Source organism: Phaeobacter sp. 11ANDIMAR09 (assembly GCF_001294455.1).
In the GTDB taxonomy this organism is placed as follows: Bacteria; Pseudomonadota; Alphaproteobacteria; order Rhodobacterales; family Rhodobacteraceae; genus Pseudophaeobacter.
Window position 1 is genome coordinate 129,408 of sequence record NZ_LIKT01000007.1, and the last position, 19,086, is coordinate 148,493.

At 58.9% G+C, this 19,086-nt stretch carries 13 protein-coding genes; 2 read left to right on the forward strand and 11 right to left on the reverse strand.

The window, feature by feature from the left end; all coding sequences use genetic code 11:
- Positions 1 to 11 precede the first annotated feature (11 nt).
- From AN476_RS08240 to AN476_RS08280, 9 genes are all read right to left on the reverse strand, one after another.
- Positions 12 to 2,519 (reverse strand): response regulator, encoded by a 2,508-nt coding sequence (locus AN476_RS08240; protein WP_054460774.1) that lies wholly within the window; start codon positions 2,517 to 2,519, stop codon positions 12 to 14.
- A 349-nt stretch (positions 2,520 to 2,868) separates the two neighbouring features.
- Positions 2,869 to 3,462 (reverse strand): DUF2478 domain-containing protein, encoded by a 594-nt coding sequence (locus AN476_RS08245; protein ID WP_054460612.1) that lies wholly within the window; start codon positions 3,460 to 3,462, stop codon positions 2,869 to 2,871.
- A gap of 81 nt (positions 3,463 to 3,543) precedes the next feature.
- The gene (locus AN476_RS08250; protein WP_054460614.1) at positions 3,544 to 4,344 is read right to left on the reverse strand and encodes a peptidylprolyl isomerase; all 801 of its coding nucleotides are present in this window, start codon (positions 4,342 to 4,344) and stop codon (positions 3,544 to 3,546) included.
- 15 nt (positions 4,345 to 4,359) lie between these two features.
- Positions 4,360 to 5,091: a respiratory nitrate reductase subunit gamma gene (narI, locus tag AN476_RS08255; protein WP_054460617.1), complete on the reverse strand. Its 732-nt coding sequence runs from the start codon at positions 5,089 to 5,091 to the stop codon at positions 4,360 to 4,362.
- Between the two features lie 11 nt (positions 5,092 to 5,102).
- Positions 5,103 to 5,816, reverse strand: coding sequence for a nitrate reductase molybdenum cofactor assembly chaperone (narJ, locus tag AN476_RS08260; protein ID WP_054460619.1), 714 nt, complete (start codon positions 5,814 to 5,816; stop codon positions 5,103 to 5,105).
- A complete protein-coding gene (gene narH, locus AN476_RS08265; RefSeq protein WP_054460621.1) occupies positions 5,816 to 7,339 on the reverse strand; it encodes a nitrate reductase subunit beta in 1,524 nt (507 codons plus the stop codon). The genes narJ and narH overlap by 1 nt, the downstream gene beginning before the upstream one ends.
- Complete coding sequence (locus AN476_RS08270; protein ID WP_054460624.1) at positions 7,336 to 11,064, reverse strand: nitrate reductase subunit alpha; 3,729 nt, start codon at positions 11,062 to 11,064, stop codon at positions 7,336 to 7,338. Before AN476_RS08270 ends, narH begins: the two co-directional genes overlap by 4 nt.
- A gap of 82 nt (positions 11,065 to 11,146) precedes the next feature.
- On the reverse strand, positions 11,147 to 12,754 hold the full coding sequence (locus tag AN476_RS08275; protein WP_054460626.1) for an MFS transporter: 1,608 nt from the start codon (positions 12,752 to 12,754) through the stop codon (positions 11,147 to 11,149).
- A 60-nt stretch (positions 12,755 to 12,814) separates the two neighbouring features.
- On the reverse strand, positions 12,815 to 14,233 hold the full coding sequence (locus AN476_RS08280; RefSeq protein ID WP_054460628.1) for an MFS transporter: 1,419 nt from the start codon (positions 14,231 to 14,233) through the stop codon (positions 12,815 to 12,817).
- Positions 14,234 to 14,491: 258 nt separating this feature from the next.
- Between AN476_RS08280 and AN476_RS08285 the strand changes: the two genes are divergently transcribed.
- On the forward strand, positions 14,492 to 15,184 hold the full coding sequence (locus AN476_RS08285; protein ID WP_054460631.1) for a helix-turn-helix domain-containing protein: 693 nt from the start codon (positions 14,492 to 14,494) through the stop codon (positions 15,182 to 15,184).
- Positions 15,185 to 15,265: 81 nt separating this feature from the next.
- Here AN476_RS08285 and AN476_RS08290 read toward each other — a convergent pair whose 3' ends face one another.
- Positions 15,266 to 16,711, reverse strand: coding sequence for a HAMP domain-containing sensor histidine kinase (locus AN476_RS08290; RefSeq protein ID WP_083464274.1), 1,446 nt, complete (start codon positions 16,709 to 16,711; stop codon positions 15,266 to 15,268).
- Positions 16,708 to 17,454, reverse strand: a complete 747-nt coding sequence (locus AN476_RS08295; RefSeq protein ID WP_054460633.1) for a response regulator transcription factor — start codon at positions 17,452 to 17,454, stop codon at positions 16,708 to 16,710. Before AN476_RS08295 ends, AN476_RS08290 begins: the two co-directional genes overlap by 4 nt.
- Before the next feature lie 304 nt (positions 17,455 to 17,758).
- Between AN476_RS08295 and AN476_RS08300 the strand changes: the two genes are divergently transcribed.
- Positions 17,759 to 19,003: an ABC transporter substrate-binding protein gene (locus AN476_RS08300; RefSeq protein WP_054460635.1), complete on the forward strand. Its 1,245-nt coding sequence runs from the start codon at positions 17,759 to 17,761 to the stop codon at positions 19,001 to 19,003.
- Positions 19,004 to 19,086 lie beyond the last annotated feature (83 nt).

Genomic DNA, 19,086 nt, shown 5'->3' on the forward strand with positions numbered 1-19,086 from the left:
ACAATCCGGCCTTAACCGGACAGGCCCTGGGATTCGCCCTTCCCAATCCGCAGCATGGTCAATGTTTGCAGCAAGATGGATTTGCTAATCGGTTTCTGCAAGAAATAGTCCATCCCCGCAGCCAGGCAGGCCTCGCGATCTGAATCAAAGGCATTGGCGGTCAGCGCAACGATCACCGGTTGCTCGATATCCATAGCCCGAATTTCCCGCGTCGCCGCCAGGCCGTCCAGTTCGGGCATTGCCATATCCATCAGAATAATGTCAGGCCGCGCGCTCTGACACATCGTGACCGCCTCGCGGCCATTGTGCGCCTCGCTCAGAACAATCCCCAGATCCGCCAGGTATTTTCTAACCAGAAAACGGTTGGTCTTGTTGTCTTCTGCCAGCAAGACCCGGCACCCAGCCAAGGCGGCGGTATCCAGCATGGTTTCAACCGGGGAAATGCCTACCGGGCCCTCTGCCTTGTCCAGCTGAATATTCAACAAGAAACAGGAACCGTTTTTCTTTTGGCGGCAGAGCTCGATGCCGCCCCCCATGCGTTTGGCGAGGATGCTGGAAATCGTCAATCCCAAGCCGGTTCCGCCAAAGGCGCGGGTTGTGGCAGCATCCGCCTGTTTGAAGCGATCAAAAATATACTCAGCCTGACCGTCAGAAATGCCGATCCCGGTATCATCCACCGCAATCGTCAAACGGTAGGGATCAGCCTCATCACAGTTGACGGTAATATCCACGCCGCCCTCGGAGGTGAATTTCACGGCATTGCCAATGAGATTCACCAGAATTTGCCGCAAACGACCATCATCACCATGCACCCGTTCCGGCAGTTCATCAGCAAATCTGACGGAGATCCAAAGCCCCTTTTCCCGCGCCTTGGGCCGCAGCAGATTGACGGCGCCGCCAACACAGTTGCGCAGGTCGAAATCCACCGGGCTGATCGCCAGACGACCGGCTTCGAGGCGGGACAAGTCCAGAATGTCGTTGATGATCTTCAGCAGGGCATAAGAGGAATCCCGAATGGTGTTCAGATATTCTTTCTCGTCCGGTCCCAGATCGGATTCCGACATCAGCTCGGCCATGCCCAAAATGCCATTCATCGGGGTTCTGATTTCGTGGGACATATTGGCCAGAAACTCCGATTTTGCGCGGTCGGCGCTTTCGGCTGCAATCTTGGCATCATTGAGATCATTGTTGCGCTGCAAGAGGGTTGCATTTGCGTCGATGAGCTTTTGCCGCAGATGCACATCGCGGGTGACATCAAGATTGACGCCAATCATCCGCAACCAGCCATCACTATCTGCATAGGCGGTTCCCATGCTGCGGATATGACGCACCTCACCATTGGGTAAGATGATACGAAACTCAGACGTGTAGCTGCCCCCGGCATGCGAGGCCTTGCGGTGTTCGTCCAGCGCCTTTTGGCGATCATCGGGATGTAAACGGCTTTCCCAAGTTCCAGGCTGAACCGGATCATTCAGCTTGTAGCCGTAGATTTCGCGCAGATTCGGGTCCCAAATGGTCTCATTGGATTTGGTGTTCATCTCCCAGATGCCAATCTTTGAGATATCCACCGCAATCTCAAGCCGGCGTGACAGGGTTTCCAACTGGCGTTCGCGCCGTTTCAGCGTCCAAATAACTTCGCGCCGAGCCGCCGACAGGCGGCCTGCGGTATAGATGGGAACAATAATCAATGAACCTGCTACAAAGACCAGCAACCGCCAGGGCCAGGGATTGAGATTGCGGGCCGACCAGCCGCCCTTTGGCCGCGCCAGCATCTGCCAGGATCCAACTGGAAGGGGAATATCCAGCCTGACGGGGTTATCACCCATGATGGTGGGGTCCCCAAAGAACTGCCCCCCCTGAACACCCATGCCATCCTGCCCGATCAGCCCAACCTCGATGCCCAGGTCAGGCGAATTGAAACCATGTGTCTCATACAACCGGTCTGCCTTCATAACCGAAGACAAGATCCCCCAAAAACGGCGGTTTTCCCCAGAGCCGGTAAAAACCGGGAACCGGCCTATAAAGGCCTCGCCCCCCTGTACAAGTTGAACCGGCCCGGCCAGAACCATTTCACCACTGTCGCGTACCTTATAGGCCGCTTCACGCTGAGCTTCGTTTTTGCTGTAGTCCAGACCTAGGGCCGCCTCGTTCCCATCCAACGGATAGATCATCGAAATCACCAAATCCGGTGCCGCAGCGACATGGCTGATGCCGGATTGCGTTCCCATCACCATCTCGCCCAGTTCGGAAAACCGTTCCTGAGTCATATCCGGTTCGGTGGAGAGCACGGCAACCAGCCCACGCACCAGCTGGATATCGGCATGCAACGCCCCTTCAAGGCTGGCTTGCAGTTGGCTGGCTTCGCGGCGGACATCGGCGCGCAAGGCCTGATTGTGGATTGTGAGGTTCTGACGCTCTAGATAGAACCCGGCAGCCAGAACCATAACCAGTGCAACCAACACTGGAATATAGGCACGTTTTAACAGCCCGCCAATAGGTTTTACAGAAGGACCCTTCACCAAAGAAACACCACGCACTCTCACCCGTTCAGCCCTCAGAACAGACAGCCAAACCAATTAACCGACACCAATCATTCCCCATGACATCTGCCGCAGAGGGGTTCATATCTAATTAACAAAGCCCCAATGCCGTGAAAGTCTTTGCAGAATTCTGCTGTGGCTCCCTTATATCATGGGTGCCCGGCGGCTACTCCGGGGAATTTACCACTAAATAAACGCAAAAAACCATGGCGACCTTGGGTCGCTCATGGCGCTTGGTAGGCACATCGATCCCTCTCTGTTAACCAGGAGGCCGACGAAAATCAGAACAAATCCGCCTACCGCGTCCTTTGCCCAGGTCGGCCGGGGGTCAGGCAGCCGTCGAAGACAGAGCCATGCTGGGGCCGGACGAGGCTTCAGCAATCCCATTCTCCGCAGCAAAAGGCTCTGCACCAGGCTGAGTTGCGAGCTGCGCTTTGGCCCAGACCTCCAGCGCCGCGACGTCGGGAGGGAGTGCGACGCCCAGATCCCCGATGAACTCAAAAAAGGCCTCTTGGTTCAGGTGGTTCAAGCCAACAAGAACCGGAAGGCCCAGCCCCAGTGCCTCGCCAATTGCGGCGCGAAATCCGCGCCCTTCGGCTTCGTGTTTGCCAAATTTGTTGATGATCAGCATCTCAGCCCCCTGCTGCAGAGCGCGCTCGGTCAGGGCGACAGCCTCCTCCAGAGCCGCCGGATCAAGACGGCACCCACGGGCCTCTTCGCCCAGGGTTTGCGAAATTCGGATCACTGGTCCGGCTGGCAGCACCTGCACATCCATATCGCAGCGGCAGCTGTCGGTGCGTTCCGAATTGACCTGCACCACTCCGCAGGGGGCGTAACCTGCGGCCAACAAGTGCTGGCTTAACTGGTGGAGAATTTGATCGGTGTCCCCGCGACCCTGCGCCAGCGTATAGGCAATCTGCATTGTCTTCATCCTTGACCTAAGTTAACGAGGCAAACCCACAGCCCGCCCCGGTTTTACAATGCCCCGCTTGGGGCGCGTTCCTCAGACCACCGGCTGTAAATCTGCCCCGGTGATTTCGGCTGTGGCGGCGAGATCCTGCACAAAGGCCTGCGCCGAGCGCGCCCAGGCGGCCTTTTCCATGGCGATGGTGATGGCGCGTTTGGCGGCCTCAAAGGGCAGTTCCTGCCCCTTTGCCACTGCATCCATCCGCACAAGATGATAGCCATGGCGGGACAGTATCGGCACTGGGGTGATCTCCCCCTCCCCCAAATCATGCAGGAATTTTTCAAACTCCGGCACAGTGTCACCTGGCCCCAATTGGCCCAGGGCACCGCCCGCAGATTTGGAACCGCAATCGCTGTCAGTCTTGGCCAGCGCCACAAAATCCTTGGGGTTGGTCTTGAGGCGATCATTCAGCACATTGGCTTTCTTCAGCGCCTTTTCCTTTGCCGCCTTGTCGCGGGGATCACAGGCACAAAGGATATGCGAGACCTCCCACAGAGGTGGCGCGCGGAAGCGCGAAGGATCCCGCGCCCATTCTGCCTTTACCTCTTCTTCCGTCGGGGCCTCGACCTCGACGCAGGTTTCAAGAAGGCCCCGGATCAGGGCCTCCTCATCTGTTTCAAAGCGGCCCGGCTCGACCTCGGCGGGCTCCGGGATCAACCCCTGGCGGCGCGCCTCCTGCAACAGCAGGGTGCGCACGGCAACCGCATTGGCGGCTTTGCGCCAGGCGATACCGGGTTTGCCGGTTGGGGCTTCATGATTCTGCGCCTCCGCCGCAACCACGGCATGGGGCACACATTCACCATTGACGATGAGGTCGGGGAAAAGGCCTGCTTTCATCCTATCTACTCCAGCTTACTTGTTGGCGGACCGGCCGGGGGCAACCGGACCAGCACGGGTTGGCAGAGGCACAGAGCGTCGCGAACGCACCACCTGATAGCCGGGGCGGAAGACGTAGCGCAGCGGCACCGAGAGCATGTGCACCAACCGGGTAAAGGGGAAGACCAGGAAAATGGTCAGACCCAGGAACAGGTGCAGCTTAAAGACAAGGGCCACATCCGCGATGTAGGAGGCCGCTGCACCATCAAAGACGATGATCCCCTGCGCCCAGGACATGAACTTGACCATTTCATGGCCGTCCAGATGCCCCAGCGAGGCAAAGACGGTCAGCAATCCGAGAACCAGCTGCGCCAGAAGCATCGCCAGGATAACGATGTCCGCTGTGCTGGAGGTCTTGCGGATGCGCGGATCGGTCCAGCGACGGTGGAACAGCATACCGCCGCCCACCAGCGCCATCACGCCAGCGATGCCGCCAACGACAACCGCGCCAACCTGTTTGAAGCCGTGGCTGATGCCGAAGGCGTCAAAGACGGCGATAGGTGTCAACAGCCCCACCAGGTGACCCACAAAGATCACCAGCACGCCGATGTGGAACAAGACCGAGCCCATGATCAGCTGCTTGCGGCGCAGCATCTGGCTCGAGGAGGTTTTCCAGGTGAAAGGATCCCGCTCATAGCGCGCGATCGACCCGACAATCGCCACAGTAAGAGCGATGTAAGGATAGATACCAAATAGGAAATTATGCATGAGAGCCTCCGTTATTCAGCCGCCACACCGGTGGAACCGGGTGCAGGATTTTGGGGTTCATCCATGCGCGACAGCATATCGCGCACTTGCGGACAGCCCGCATTGGGATCGGGACCAAAGAGCACTTCGCTCTCCTCCCAGACCTCATCCAGGGCTTCCAGATCATTGGGGTCCACTTCCGGCTGCTCCAGCAGCTCGGCCACGGCGGCTTTGTCGGCCTCGACGCCTGCCAGCTGTAAAAGAGCGGCGAACACAGCACCATATTGGCTTTCACGACGGGCAAGCCGTTCGCTCAAAGCACTAAAGATATGGGCTGCGTCCGCCAGAGTGTCCTGTACTTCGGCAAAGGGACGCGTCGACAGGAATTCCAACAGAACCGGCAAATGATCCGGCAGCTCGGTGGTGTTAGGCTCAAACCCACCATCGCGATAGGTCTCAATAAGCGAGACCATAGCGCCACCCCGATCCCGGCTTTCACCGTGCACATGCTCAAACAGGTTGAGGCTGAGGGTGCGCGAGCGATCAAAGAGCATGACGTATGTCTCTTCGAGATCGTAGATGTCGTCGTCGCGCAGCGCATCCACCAGAGGGCGCAGCTCGCGTCGTGCCGCAGCTGTCAGCCGGGTGTCGGAGGCGAGCACGCCTCCGACTTCCGACATGGCGCCCTGAAGCTCCCGGGTGGGGTAGCTCAAGAGCAATGAGATCGCTTTTAGTGTGCGGTCCATTAGCGCAGCTCCTCGGGCATTTTCAGGGGTTTCTTGGAGCCGCCAAACATCGAGCCTTTGCTGATACCGGGCGAGCAGCCATTGGTATCGGTAAAGCCGCAACCGCCGCGCAGGTCATAGGCCTCTTCGACCTGTTCCCGGTGGGTGGTTGGGATCACAAAGCGATCCTCATAATCCGCCAGAGCCATGATTTTATACATGTCCTCGATCATGGCGGAATCGAGACCGACCTTTTTGGCCACGGCCTCATCGCGCACACCGTCGATGGTTTTGGCCCGCATGTAGGACCGCATCGCCAGCATCCGTTCCAGCGCCAGGGCAACGGGTTCCTCGTCACCTGCGGTCAACATATTTGCGAGGTAGCGCAGCGGGATCCGCAGGTTACGCACATCGGGCATGGCGCCATCCATGCCGATCGCGCCAGCTTCGGCCGCGTTCTGGATCGGCGACAGTGGCGGGATGTACCAGACCATCGGCAGAGTGCGATATTCGGGGTGCAGCGGGAAGGCCACTTTCCACTCCATCGCCATTTTCCAGATCGGGCTTTCCTGTGCCGATTTGATCCAGTCTTCGGGGATGCCATCGGCGCGGGCGGTTGCAATCACCTGCGGATCGTTGGGATCCAGAAAGACATCCAGCTGGGCGTCATAAAGATCGGTTGTGGCGGGCGCATTTGCCGCCGCGTCGATCTTATCCGCATCATAGAGCATCACGCCCAGATACCGGATCCTGCCCACGCAGGTCTCGGAACAGACAGTTGGGTTGCCGCTCTCGATCCGGGGATAGCACAGGGTGCATTTCTCGGATTTGCCGCTCTGCCAGTTGTAGTAGATCTTCTTGTAGGGACAGCCCGAGACACACATCCGCCAGCCACGGCATTTTTCCTGGTCGATCAGGACGATGCCGTCTTCTTCGCGTTTGTAGATCGCAGCCGACGGGCAGGATGCCGCGCAGGCCGGGTTCAGACAGTGCTCACACAGACGGGGGAGATACATCATGAATGTATTCTCATATTCCCCGTAGATCTCCTTTTGGATTCCCTCAAAGTTGTAGTCTTCCGACCGCTTTGCGAATTCACCACCCAGGATTTCTTCCCAGTTTGGCCCCTTGTTGATCTTCTCCATGCGCTCGCCGGTGATCTTGGACCGGGGGCGTGCGGTGGGGAAGGCCTCCAGTTCAGGCGCCGACTTCAGGTGGTCATAGTCAAAGTCAAACGGCTCATAATAGTCGTCGATCTCAGGCAGATCCGGGTTGCCAAAGATATTCGACAGGATCCGCCATTTCGACCCCTGCTTGGGCTGGAGCTTGCCCGCTCGGGTCCGCTCCCAACCGCCGTTCCAGCGGTCCTGGTTTTCCCAATCAGTGGGATAACCCGTGCCTGGCTTGGTTTCGACATTGTTGAACCAGGCGTATTCGACACCGTCGCGGCTGGTCCAGACGTTCTTACAAGTGACAGAGCATGTGTGGCACCCGATGCATTTATCGAGGTTCAGCACCATACCGATTTGAGCGCGTACTCTCATTCTGCTGCCTCCTTCTGGGTCGCTTCCCGGTCGAGCCAGTCGACCTTTTTCATCTTGCGCACGACAACAAACTCATCGCGGTTGGCCCCCACGGTGCCGTAGTAGTTAAAGCCGTAAGACTGCTGCGCGTAGCCACCGATCATATGGGTGGGTTTCAGAACGGTCCGGGTCACAGAGTTGTGGATCCCGCCACGATGGCCGGTCTTTTCAGAGCCGGGCGTGTTCACGATTTTCTCCTGGGCGTGGTACATGAAGGTGGTGCCATCCTTCATCCGCTGCGACACCACCGCCCGCGCCGTCAGGGCACCATTGGTGTTGTAGAGCTCGATCCAGTCGTTATCCTTGATGTCGGCTTTTTTTGCGTCGGTTTCAGACAGCCAGACCACCGGGCCGCCGCGGTTCAGCGTCAGCATCAGCAAGTTGTCGGAATAGGTCGAGTGGATGCCCCATTTCTGGTGGGGTGTGATGAAGTTCAACACCAGGTTATCGCCATCGTCCTGCACGTCCCTCGTGATGGTTTTCAAATCCACCGGAGGCCGGTAGGACATGAAGCCTTCGCCAAAGGCGCGCATCCAGAGGTGATCCTGATACAGCTGCTGACGACCGGTGAGGGTCCGCCATGGGATCAGCTCATGCACGTTGGTGTAGCCGGCGTTGTAGCAGACCTTCTCGCTTTCCAGACCGGACCAGGTCGGGGAGGAGATGATCTTGCGCGGTTGCGCCGCAATATCGCGGAAGCGGATCTTTTCGTCTTCCTTGGGCAGCGCCAGATGGGTGTGGTCCATCCCGGTGTTCTGCGACAGCGCATCCCAGGCCTTGACGGCGACCTCACCATTGGTTTCTGGCGCTAGCATCAGAACCACCTCGGTGGCGTCAATGTCACTGACGATCTTGGCACAGCCCTTGGCCGGTCCTTCGGCCCATTCGCCGTTCAACTCGCGCAGGTGCTGCACTTCGTGTTCGGTGTTCCAGGTGATGCCCTTGCCGCCATTGCCCAGCTTATCCATGAGCGGACCCAGCGCCACAAAGCGGTCGTAGATCGCTGTGTAGTCGCGCTCGACGGGGATGTAGTTTGGCGCGGTCTTGCCTGGGATCAGGTCGCATTCGCCCTTTTTCCAGTCTTTGACCTGATCCTGCGCCAGTTCCGCCGGGGTGTCGTGCAGCAGAGGCAGCGCAACAATATCGGTTTCCTGCCCCAGGATCTCAGGCGCAACCTCCTGCACCTTTTTGGCGATGGATTTGAAGATCTCCCAGTCGGATTTGCTCTCGTAGGCCGGATCCACTGCGGCCTGCAGCGGGTGGATAAACGGGTGCATATCCGAGGTATTGAGATCGTTCTTCTCATACCACGAGGCGGTGGGCAGCACGATATCGGAATAAACCGCAGTGGTGCTCATCCGGAAGTCGATAGTGACCAGCAGGTCGAGTTTGCCGCGCGGGCCTTCCTCGTGCCATTTGGCCTCTTTCGGCAGTTGCCGCCCTTCTTCGCCAAGATCCTTCCCCATGACGCCATGATCAGTCCCCAAGAGGTGCTTGAGGAAGTATTCATGGCCCTTACCGGAGGACCCCAACAGGTTGGAACGCCAGACAAAGAGGTTGCGCGGCCAGTTTTCTGGTGCATCCGGGTCTTCGCAGGACATTTCCAATTCGCCAGACTTCAACTGCTCCGCCACATAGGTCGGGATATCCTTGCCTGCCTCTTTGGCCTGTTTGGCCACTTCCAGCGGGTTGGTTTTCAGCTGTGGTGCAGAGGGCAACCAGCCCATACGCTCGGCGCGGACGTTATAGTCGATGAGGTTGATGTCCCAATCGCCCGCAGGGGCGGTTGGCGACAGGATCTCATCGGCCTCCAAGGTCTCATAGCGCCACTGATCCGAGTGGGCATACCAGGCCGAGGTGGAGTTCATGTGACGCGGTGGACGACCCCAATCAAGGGCAAAGGCCAGCGGCTGCCAGCCGGTTTGTGGTCGCAGTTTTTCCTGGCCCACGTAGTGCGCCCAGCCACCGCCGGATTGACCCACACAGCCACACATGACCAGCATGTTGATGACACCACGGTAGTTCATGTCCATGTGGTACCAGTGGTTCATCGCAGCGCCAATGATGACCATGGACTTGCCTTCGGTCTTTTCAGCGTTCTGCGCAAACTCGCGGGCAACGTGGATGATCTTATCCCGGCTGACGCCGGTGATCTTTTCAGCCCAGGCAGGGGTGCCGGGCATCTCGTCGTCGTAGTCTTTGGCAACCCAGTCACCGCCCAGGTTCCGGTCGAGACCGTAGTTGGCGCAGTAAAGATCAAAGACCGTGGCGACCTGGATTTCGCCCTCAGCGGTTTTGATGGTTTTGACCGGGATATTGCGGGTCAGAACATCGGGGTGATCCGCGTCTGTTGCAAAGGCCTCGGTTGCCTCGCCACCAAAGTAGGGGAAGTCCACACCCAGCACATCATCATGATCTTCTTCGAGAACCAGCGACATTTTCAGGGTGGTGTCGGCATCCTTGGCTTTTTCCTGCAGGTTCCATTCGCCGTCTTCGCCCCAGCGATAGCCGATCGACCCATTAGGCGCGACCAGACCACCTGTCGCCTCGTCCCAGGCGATGGTTTTCCATTCCGGGTTATCCTCTTCCCCCAGCTTGCCATCCAGATCATCGGCGCGCAGGAAACGGCCCGGAATGAGACGGCCATCTTTTTCTTCCAGCTTCACTAGCATGGGGAAGTCGGAATACTTGCGGCAGTAGTTTTCAAAATACTCGGCCTGACGGTCGAGGTGGAATTCGCGCAGGATCACATGGCCAAAGGCCATGCCCAGCGCCGCATCGGTGCCCTGTTTGACGTTCAGCCAGACATCGCCAAATTTGGCAGCCTCGGAATAGTCTGGGCAGATGACGGCGGACTTTGTGCCGCGATAGCGGGCTTCGGTGTAGAAATGCGCATCCGGTGTCCGGGTCTGTGGCACGTTGGAGCCCCAGAGCAGCAGATAGCCAGAATTGTACCAATCAGCCGATTCAGGCACATCGGTCTGCTCGCCCCAGATCATTGGCGAGGCTGGCGGCAGATCGCAGTACCAGTCGTAGAAGGACATGCAGACGCCGCCCATCAGCGACAGATAGCGCGAACCGGCCGCGTAAGAGATCATCGACATCGCGGGGATCGGCGAGAAGCCAAAGATCCGGTCGGGGCCATAGGTCTTGGTGGTGTAGGAGTTCGCCGCCGCGGTGATCTCGGTCGCTTCATCCCAGGTGGCGCGCACAAAACCACCCCTGCCGCGGGTCTCAACATAAGAGGCGCGCAGGATCGGGTCGTTCTGCAGCTTGGTCCAGGCCTCAATCGGGCTCATACTGGCGCGCATCTTGCGCCAGATCTTCATCAGAGCGCCACGCACCAGTGGGTTTTTCACCCGGTTGGCGGAATAGAGATACCAGCTGTAGCTGGCGCCACGGGCACAGCCGCGTGGCTCATGGTTGGGCAGGTCCGGGCGGGTCCGGGGATAGTCGGTCTGCTGGGTCTCCCAGGTGACGATCCCGGATTTCACATAGATCTTCCAAGAACAAGACCCCGTGCAGTTCACTCCATGGGTGGAACGCACGACCTTATCGTGGCGCCAGCGGTTGCGATATGTGTCTTCCCAGTCGCGGCTTTCACGGGTGACCTGACCGTGACCGTTGGAGAACGTCTCAAGTTCTTTGGACTGAAGGAAGTTTAGCCTGTCGAGCAGATGGCTCATGGGGTCTCTCCTTGGGATAGCGGATGGATTGGCGGGCTTGCCCCGGCCAGCCTGTGGCCAGGGCGGGCGGGCTTTTGGCTCATCAGGGGTTCTTGATGTAGGCGCCCGGGCGCAGGTAGAACCACCAGTTGATCGCGATGCAGACGCCGTAGAAGATGGCAAAACCGTAGAGCGCATACTCTGGGGTTGCGGCTTTGATCTGTTCCCCAAACACTTTGGGGATGATGAAGGCGCCGTAGGCGGCCACAGCGGCGGTCCACCCCAGAACCGGGCCAGCCTGTTCTTTGTTGAAAGCCACAGCGATGGTGCGGAAGGTCGAACCATTGCCGATACCTGTGGCGGCAAACAGGATCAGGAACAGCACCATGAAGGGGAAGAAATACTGCTCAGGAGTTGCCGAGACATAGGCCTGCTTGAGGAAGTAGGCCACACCCAGGGCCGAAGCCACCATGACAATTGAGATCCACTGCGTGACCCGGGCACCGCCCAGTTTGTCAGCCATCATGCCGCCAATGGGACGGATCAAGGCGCCGATGAAGGGGCCCATCCAGGCATACATCAAGGCAGATGGGCCATTGGGGTTGGCAAGGTCATGGGTCATGACGCCATCGACTTCGACGTGGCTAAAGCCAAAGACCACTTTGATCGCCAGGGCAAAGGTCGCCGCATAACCGATGAAGGAGCCAAAGGTCATGGTGTAGATGACGGTCATTGCCCAGGTGTGCTTGTTGCCAAAGATCTTGTACTGACGGCTGAGGTTCTGACCGATCTGACCGGGGATCAGCTTTAGCAAAAACACGGTCAGCGCGATGACGATGGGCAGCACGATCCACTTCGAGATCATGAAGCCGGACCCGCCCACCTTGGCGGGCAGCATCAGCCACAGACCAAAGGCCGCTGTCACAAACCCAATAAGCAGCATGAAAGTGATGGTCGAAAAGGCACCAACAGGGCTGGGAATATCCGGGCTGACGTGCGCGTCGCGGATGTTGTTCATGCCGAACCAACCGGCAAAGGCAAGCGGGATCAGGGCCAACAACCAGACGTAGCCAGCGTTATGGATATAGGTCTCGGTCCCTGCGGGGATCTTACCGATCAGCGTGCCGGAGGTGTTTTCAAGGATCATTGGCTCGCCGCCAAACAGACCAAATGTCATCACCAGCGGAATAACGATCTGCATGGTGGTCACACCAAAGTTGCCCAGACCCGCGTTCATGCCCAGCGCATAGCCCTGCACCTTTTTGGGGTAGAAAAACGAGATGTTGGACATCGAGGAGGAGAAGTTACCGCCCCCAATCCCCGACAGGAAGGCCAGCACCTGGAACTGCCAGAGCGGCGTGTCAGGGTTTTGCAGCGCAATACCGGCGCCCACAGCGGGGATCATCAGCAGGGCAGTCGTAAAAAAGATGGTGTTTCGTCCTCCAGCGATACGGATGAAAAAGGTCGACGGGATCCGCAGGGTCGCGCCGGTCAGACCGGCAATCGCCGCCAGGGTAAACAGCTCTGACTTTTCAAAGGCAAAGCCGAGGTTGATCATCTGAACGGTGATGATGCCCCAGTAGAGCCACACCGCAAAACCACACAGCAGCGAGGGGATCGAAATCCACAGGTTACGAGTGGCGATAGCTTTCCCTGTAGAGGCCCAATAGCTCTCGTCCTCTGGGGTGTAATTTCTTAGGTCTTGTCCCACGTTATTTCCTCCTCGTCATGAGGTTGCGACAGGCCGAGGGTGGCCCGTCCTTATTAGAATTCAGGATTTAGGGGCTTCGGGGTGCTGGGCGTTCCATTGCTCCACCACAGCAACCGACTGCGCTAGGGCCGCGTTGGCGCGCTCCGCACGGACCCGCAGTGCGTCCAGAGAGGCCGCCTCGAAGTTGGCTTTCTCCTCTTCTTCCTGCGCCTCAGAGAAACGGACAAAGAAGGCAAGAACCGAGGCGCAGGCGACAGTGACACCAATGACAAAGAAGACATCGGGCCAGTCCATCGCGCCCTTGAACAAGAAGCCCGCGGCCACTGCACCGGCGTTACCGCCCGCACCCACCACACCGGCAACCGCACCAAGTGCCTTTTTGTTGATGAAGGGAACCACCGAATAGGTCGCGCCTTCGGCCATCTGAGTGAAGAGCGAGAAGATGATCAGCATCGGCAGCGCCAGAAACAGCACCTGCATCTGGCTGAACACCATCAAGGCACAGCCTTCACCCAGCAACACGATGAAGAGCCAGAAGCTGCGCCCCTTGAGACCCCAAAGCGCGCCAAAGTTGTCGCCAAAGATACCGCCCAGGGTGCGGGCAAAGATGTTCATCAGCCCAAAGGAGGCTGCAACACCACCCGCAGCCACCAGGCTCAGGTCGAAGTAGTCATAGAAATAGAGCGCCGCGACATTGTTGACGGTGAGCTCGATGCCAAAGCAGGCACCATAGATCAGGAACAGGATCCAGACCCGGTAGTCTGCCATCGCCCGAAAGTAATCCGCGGTGACCGATTTTTTCGGTGGCAGTTTGCCCTGCTCGCGCAACTCCTTGTAGTTTCCTTCGGGCGCATCCTGGGTCAGGAAGTAATAGGCGATGCCGACCACAAAGATCACAGCACCTACAACCATCATGGACAGGCGCCAGCCAACGGCCTCAGAAAACCCAAAGCCAACCACAAAGACCGAAAACACCATGGGCATGGCAAACTGGGTTACACCGCCACCTAGGTTGCCCCAACCGGCGGAGGTCGCATTGGCGGTGCCCACCACATTTGGGGCGAACATGACGGTGGTATGGTACTGGGTGATCACAAAGGCCGCGCCGATGATGCCGATCAGCAGGCGAAAGAACAGGAAGGTCTCAAAGCTGTCCGCCAGACCGATGCCGGCCACCGGAAAGGCCCCAAAGATCAACAGATAGGTATAGGACAGCCTGGGGCCAATCCGGTCACAGAGCCAGCCGATGAAGAAGCGGGCAAAGACCGTCACCGCCACCGAAGCAATGATCGACCAGCCCACCTGGGATTTGGTCAGTTGCAGTTCGTCGCGCACGATGATCATCAGCGGCGCGATTCCGAACCAGGCGAAGAAGCAGGAGAAGAAGGCAAACCATGTCATGTGGAAGGTGCGGATTTGCACCATCTTCACGTTGAAGAAGTTTCCCCAGAGACTGGTTGCCTTGTTTTGAATTTCCATCGGTGTCCCTCCGAATTTTACGAAAGACCCGCTCAGGCGAGTTTGGAGGCAGACCTGCGCCCTTAATGACCAAGGGAGTTTGATCCAGATCATGAAATCCAAATAAATGTAGCAAAATAAATGACTTAACGAAATTTGTCAGGTCAAAACCAGCCAGAGATCAAGGCAGATTGGGCGATGCTGCAAGCGGGCAGTTGACATTTATCAAGTGAATGCGCGATCAACAGAGATGAAAATACTCAGCTGGTGACGCTAGGCATGCCCGATTCATACACAAAAGAAGTACGGGATCTGCACCTGTTTTCCGACATGGAAGACCAGCATTTTCAAAGCCTTATTCGCGCGGCCTATGTGCAGAACTTTCCGCCTCAGATCGAATTGATTTCAGAGGGCGACCCCAGTGATTTCCTGCATATTCTGCTCACCGGCTCTGTCGATCTGTTTTCCAGCTGGAACGAGCGCGAAACCAGCATGGCCACGGTGCGGCCGGTCTCGACCTTCATTCTGGCTGCCTCGGTACGGGAGGCTCCCTATCTGATGTCAGCCCGCACCATGGAGAAAAGCCGCATCATGCTGATCCCCAGCCAGAACGTGCGCGAGGTCTTTGCTCAGGACGGGCAATTTGCCCGGGCCATCGTCGATGAGCTGGCCCAATGCTACCGCGGTGTCATCAAGAACACCAAGGATCTGAAACTGCGCACCTCACTCGAACGGCTGGCCAACTACCTGTTGCGTGAACAGCTACGCAGCGGCGGCGGCGCGAGTTTTCGGCTGGAGGCCGAGAAACGCCGTCTGGCCTCGTTTCTGGGCATGACCTCGGAAAATCTCAGCCGGGCCTTCAAAGGTCTGCGCCCCTATGGGGTGACGGTGACTGGCAAGCAGATCACCATCACCAACCAGGCGGATCTTGAAGGCTTTGCCAAGCCCCACCCGCTGATCGACGAGCGCTAACCGCCGGTCTCTGTCGGTCTCTGCCCGCCCCGCCTGCGGCGGCGCGGTTGCTGTCTAAAAGCCTCTCACCTATTGCCCCAACTATTGGCGCGGAATGTCCAGCAGGGCCCGCAGCCCCTGCCTGCCCTGCTCAAAGCGCAGCGCACCGCCGTGTTGCTCCGCCACTGTGGCCACAATTGTCAGCCCCAGGCCAAAGCCATCAATGGCGCTGCTATTGGCACCGCGCTGGAACGGGGCCAGCACCTCTTCGATCTCGGCCACGGTCAGCTCCGATCCTTCATCTTCCACCGTGATCACCACCCGCTCCGAGCTGGCCTCCAGCTGCACCAGGGCGCGGCGACCATATTTCAGCGCATTGTCCACCAGATTGGTCAGGGCACGTTGCAATAGGATTGGTCGTGCCATGACCAAAACCCGGCGCGCATCCGGCAAGCCTCCCTGCCCGGCACGTGCCGAAAACAGCGATTGCGCCCCCTGCACCACCTCAGGCTCCAGGCGCTGGTAGCTCACCGGTTTGTCCAGATCCTGATAATCCGCCACCAGAGCCTCGATCAGAGCTGTCATTGAGATCTGGCGCGGCACCTCAAGGCTGAGTTCCGAGCGCGTATAGGTCAGCACGCTTTCGATCATGCCAGTCATGCTGTCGATATCTGCCTCCAGCCTGTGGCGCAGGCTCTGATCCTGGATCAGCGCCGCGCGCAGTCGCAAGCGGGTAGCAGGCGTGCCCAGGTCGTGGCTGACCCCGGACAGAACCGTGGCCCGTTTTTCAATCTGGGCGCGCTCGCCAGCCAGATTGTCATTCACGGCCGAAACAATCTCTTGCAGCTCAGCCGGACCCGGGGCGGAATAGCGCTCAGCCGCCCCGCGCGCCCGGGGCTGGCGCAGCATCCTGGCAAAACCGCCAAAGCTTGACATGGTCTCACCACTCTGGCCGAGCAGGATCGCCAGCCCCACCACCGCCAGCACCACGGCGGGTAAGCGCAGATCTTTTGGCGCGGCCTGACAGCCCCAATAGTCTGCCCCGTCCACCTCCAGCCAGCCGCTGTCGCCAAACTGCGCAAAGACCTTAGGGTCACTGCAATGGCGCGCCAAAAGACGGGTCACCGCCCCCAGCTGCTGCGCGGCCGTCGCAGTGGAGGCGGGCTCAAGATCGGCCACCGCATAGCGCATCCGGCTAGAGACAATCATCAAACGCAGTCCCGCGCCAAGCCCCGGCCCCCGCTCGGATCCCGTCTGGATTGACATTTCCGTTACGATGCCGCCTTGAACCTCCGGGCGGCGCGGCTGCACGGCTTGCCCCTCCTGGCCCGAAGACGGCGCATCGGCCACAAGATCCAAGCCGGCGGGCGGCGGCGCCTTTGCTTGCAGGCTCTGGTACAGCAGCACCCCGGCCATTTCGCTGCGCGCCAGATGTTGCTCCCACGCACGGGCGGACTGCAGCCAGAGCAGCGCGGCTGCCAGTCCCAGGGCAAAACCTGCCAGGATCCACAGGCGCGCCTGTGTTTTCAGATCCCAGCCCGCACTCACGCGGGGCTCTCCTCTGCGACATCCACCGCCAGGACATAGCCGACGCCCCGTGCAGTGCGCAGCATTCTGGGATCCTTGGGATCGCTTTCGATTTTTGAGCGCAACCGCCCTACCAACATGTCGATGGCACGGCCGCTGCCCTCTCCTTCGCCAGTACTGCCGCCGGTCTGGTTGTCCGGCAGCGCCGCCTGAATCTCTTCACGCCGCAGCGGGATATGGGGATTGGCCAGAAACACCTTGAGCAGGCTGCTTTCGCGCTGTGACAGCGCCACCTGATACCCTTCGGGTGACAGCACCTCGTCGCGTTTGGCATCATAGCTCCAACCACCAAAGCGAAACAGCGCTAGGCGACGTCGATAGACCAGCGAAGCGCTGCGGCTGGCCCGCAACAAAACCGCCCGCACCCGCGCCAGCAACAGATCAGGGTTAAAGGGTTTGGCCACGTAGTCATCGGCGCCGACCTCATAGCCCGCCATGCGCTGGTGATCCTGCGACAACGCCGAGACCAGAATGATCGGCACATCCTGCTCGGCCCGGAGCCGGGCACAGATCTCAACGCCGTTTTCATCGCCCAGCATGACATCCAGCAAGATCAGATCCACCCGACCCGCCTGCATGCTGGCCCGGATCTCCGTTTCATTCTCGGCGGCATGGGCGATAAACCCATTCTGCTGCAAAAACTGCGTCAGCATGGCGCGGGTTTCCGCGTCATCATCCACAACCAATAGACGGGGTATCGTCATTGCCTCTCTCTTTTGCCTTCCTGTTGCCTGCTGACCTAAACTTGGCCCCTGTCAGCAAGACTGCCCTATTTTCCCGGCAGAAGGTACAGCTAGGTAACAAGTTGTAACGGAAGCCGCGATTTTCTTTGCTTTGAGCAGAAAGCGGACCTGCTCGGCCATTGCGACAGGCCCTGCTGTCGGCGCAGGCTGCGACCAATACAGTTGCCCAAACGGGCGACACCCGCGTTCAACTCCCCCACAAGAGGGGACAGGCGCAACGATCAGGGCCCCATGGCTCTATGATGACACTAGGGAGGAAGACATTATGAAACGATCCGTATTCACCGCCACATCGGCGCTGGCGCTTGCCCTGGCCTCCATGGTCCAGGCCGGCCCCGAGGCAGAGGTTCTGCATTGGTGGACCTCAGGTGGGGAGGCCAAATCCGTCGCCGTTCTGCAGCAGGAGTTTTCAGCCAATGGCGGCACCTGGACCGATATGCCCGTGGCCGGTGGCGGCGGCGACGCTGCGATGACAGCCCTGCGCGCGCGGGTGCTGTCGGGCAATGCCCCCACAGCCGTGCAACTGAAAGGCCCTGCCATTCAGGAATGGTATGAGGAAGGCGTTCTGGCCAATATTTCATCCGTGGCCGAGGCAGAAGGCTGGGACAAAGTGCTGCCCGCCTCGATCGCGGCCCATATGAAATGCGAAGGTCAGTGGTGCGCCGCGCCGGTCAATGTGCACCGGGTGGACTGGCTCTGGGCCAATGCCGAGATCCTCAAAGCCAATGGTATCGCGATGCCAAACAGCTGGGAAGAGTTCAACACCGCTGCCGATAAGCTGATGGCCGCCGGGGTGATCCCGCTGGCCCATGGCGGTCAGGCCTGGCAGGATGCCACCGTGTTTGAAGTCGTCGCCCTGGGCCTTCTGGGCCCAGAAGGCTTTGACAAGGCCTTTGTCGATCTGGACCCCGAGATGCTGGGATCAGATCAGATGGTGGCGGTCTTTGATCAGATGCGCAGGATGCGCGGCTATGTGGATGCCAATTTCCCCGGCCGGGACTGGAACCTCGCCACCTCGATGGTGATGAACGGCGAGGCTGCTTTTCAGATCATGGGCGATTGGGCCAAGGGCGAATTCCTGGCCGCAGGCAAGGTGCCGGGCGAAGATTTCCTCTGTGCCTCGGCGCCCGGAGCGGGCTTTCTATATAATGTCGACAGCTTTGCCATGTTCGATGTGGATGGCGACGAAAAACAAGCGGGCCAGGAACTCCTAGCCAAGCTGATTGTCGGACAGAACTTCCAGAAAGTCTTTAACCTCAACAAGGGCTCCATTCCGGCGCGCGTTGACGTGGCGATGGAGGATTTTGACTCCTGCGCGCATCTCTCGGCCGCCGAGATGACCACCAGCTCAAAAGAGGGGTCACTGCTGCCCAGCTATGCCCATGGGATGGCAATGCGTGGCGCCCAGTCCGGTGCCATCACCGATGTGGTAACAGCGCATTTCAATTCCGACATGTCCTCGGCTGATGCGGTCGACATGCTGGTCGCGGCAGTTGCAAACTCGCTCTGACGCTGCAAGCTGCACCTCATCCGCTCCACTCACATGAGCCGCCCTGCCCCGGTCTTCTAGCCGGGGCAGGCATATACCAAAAA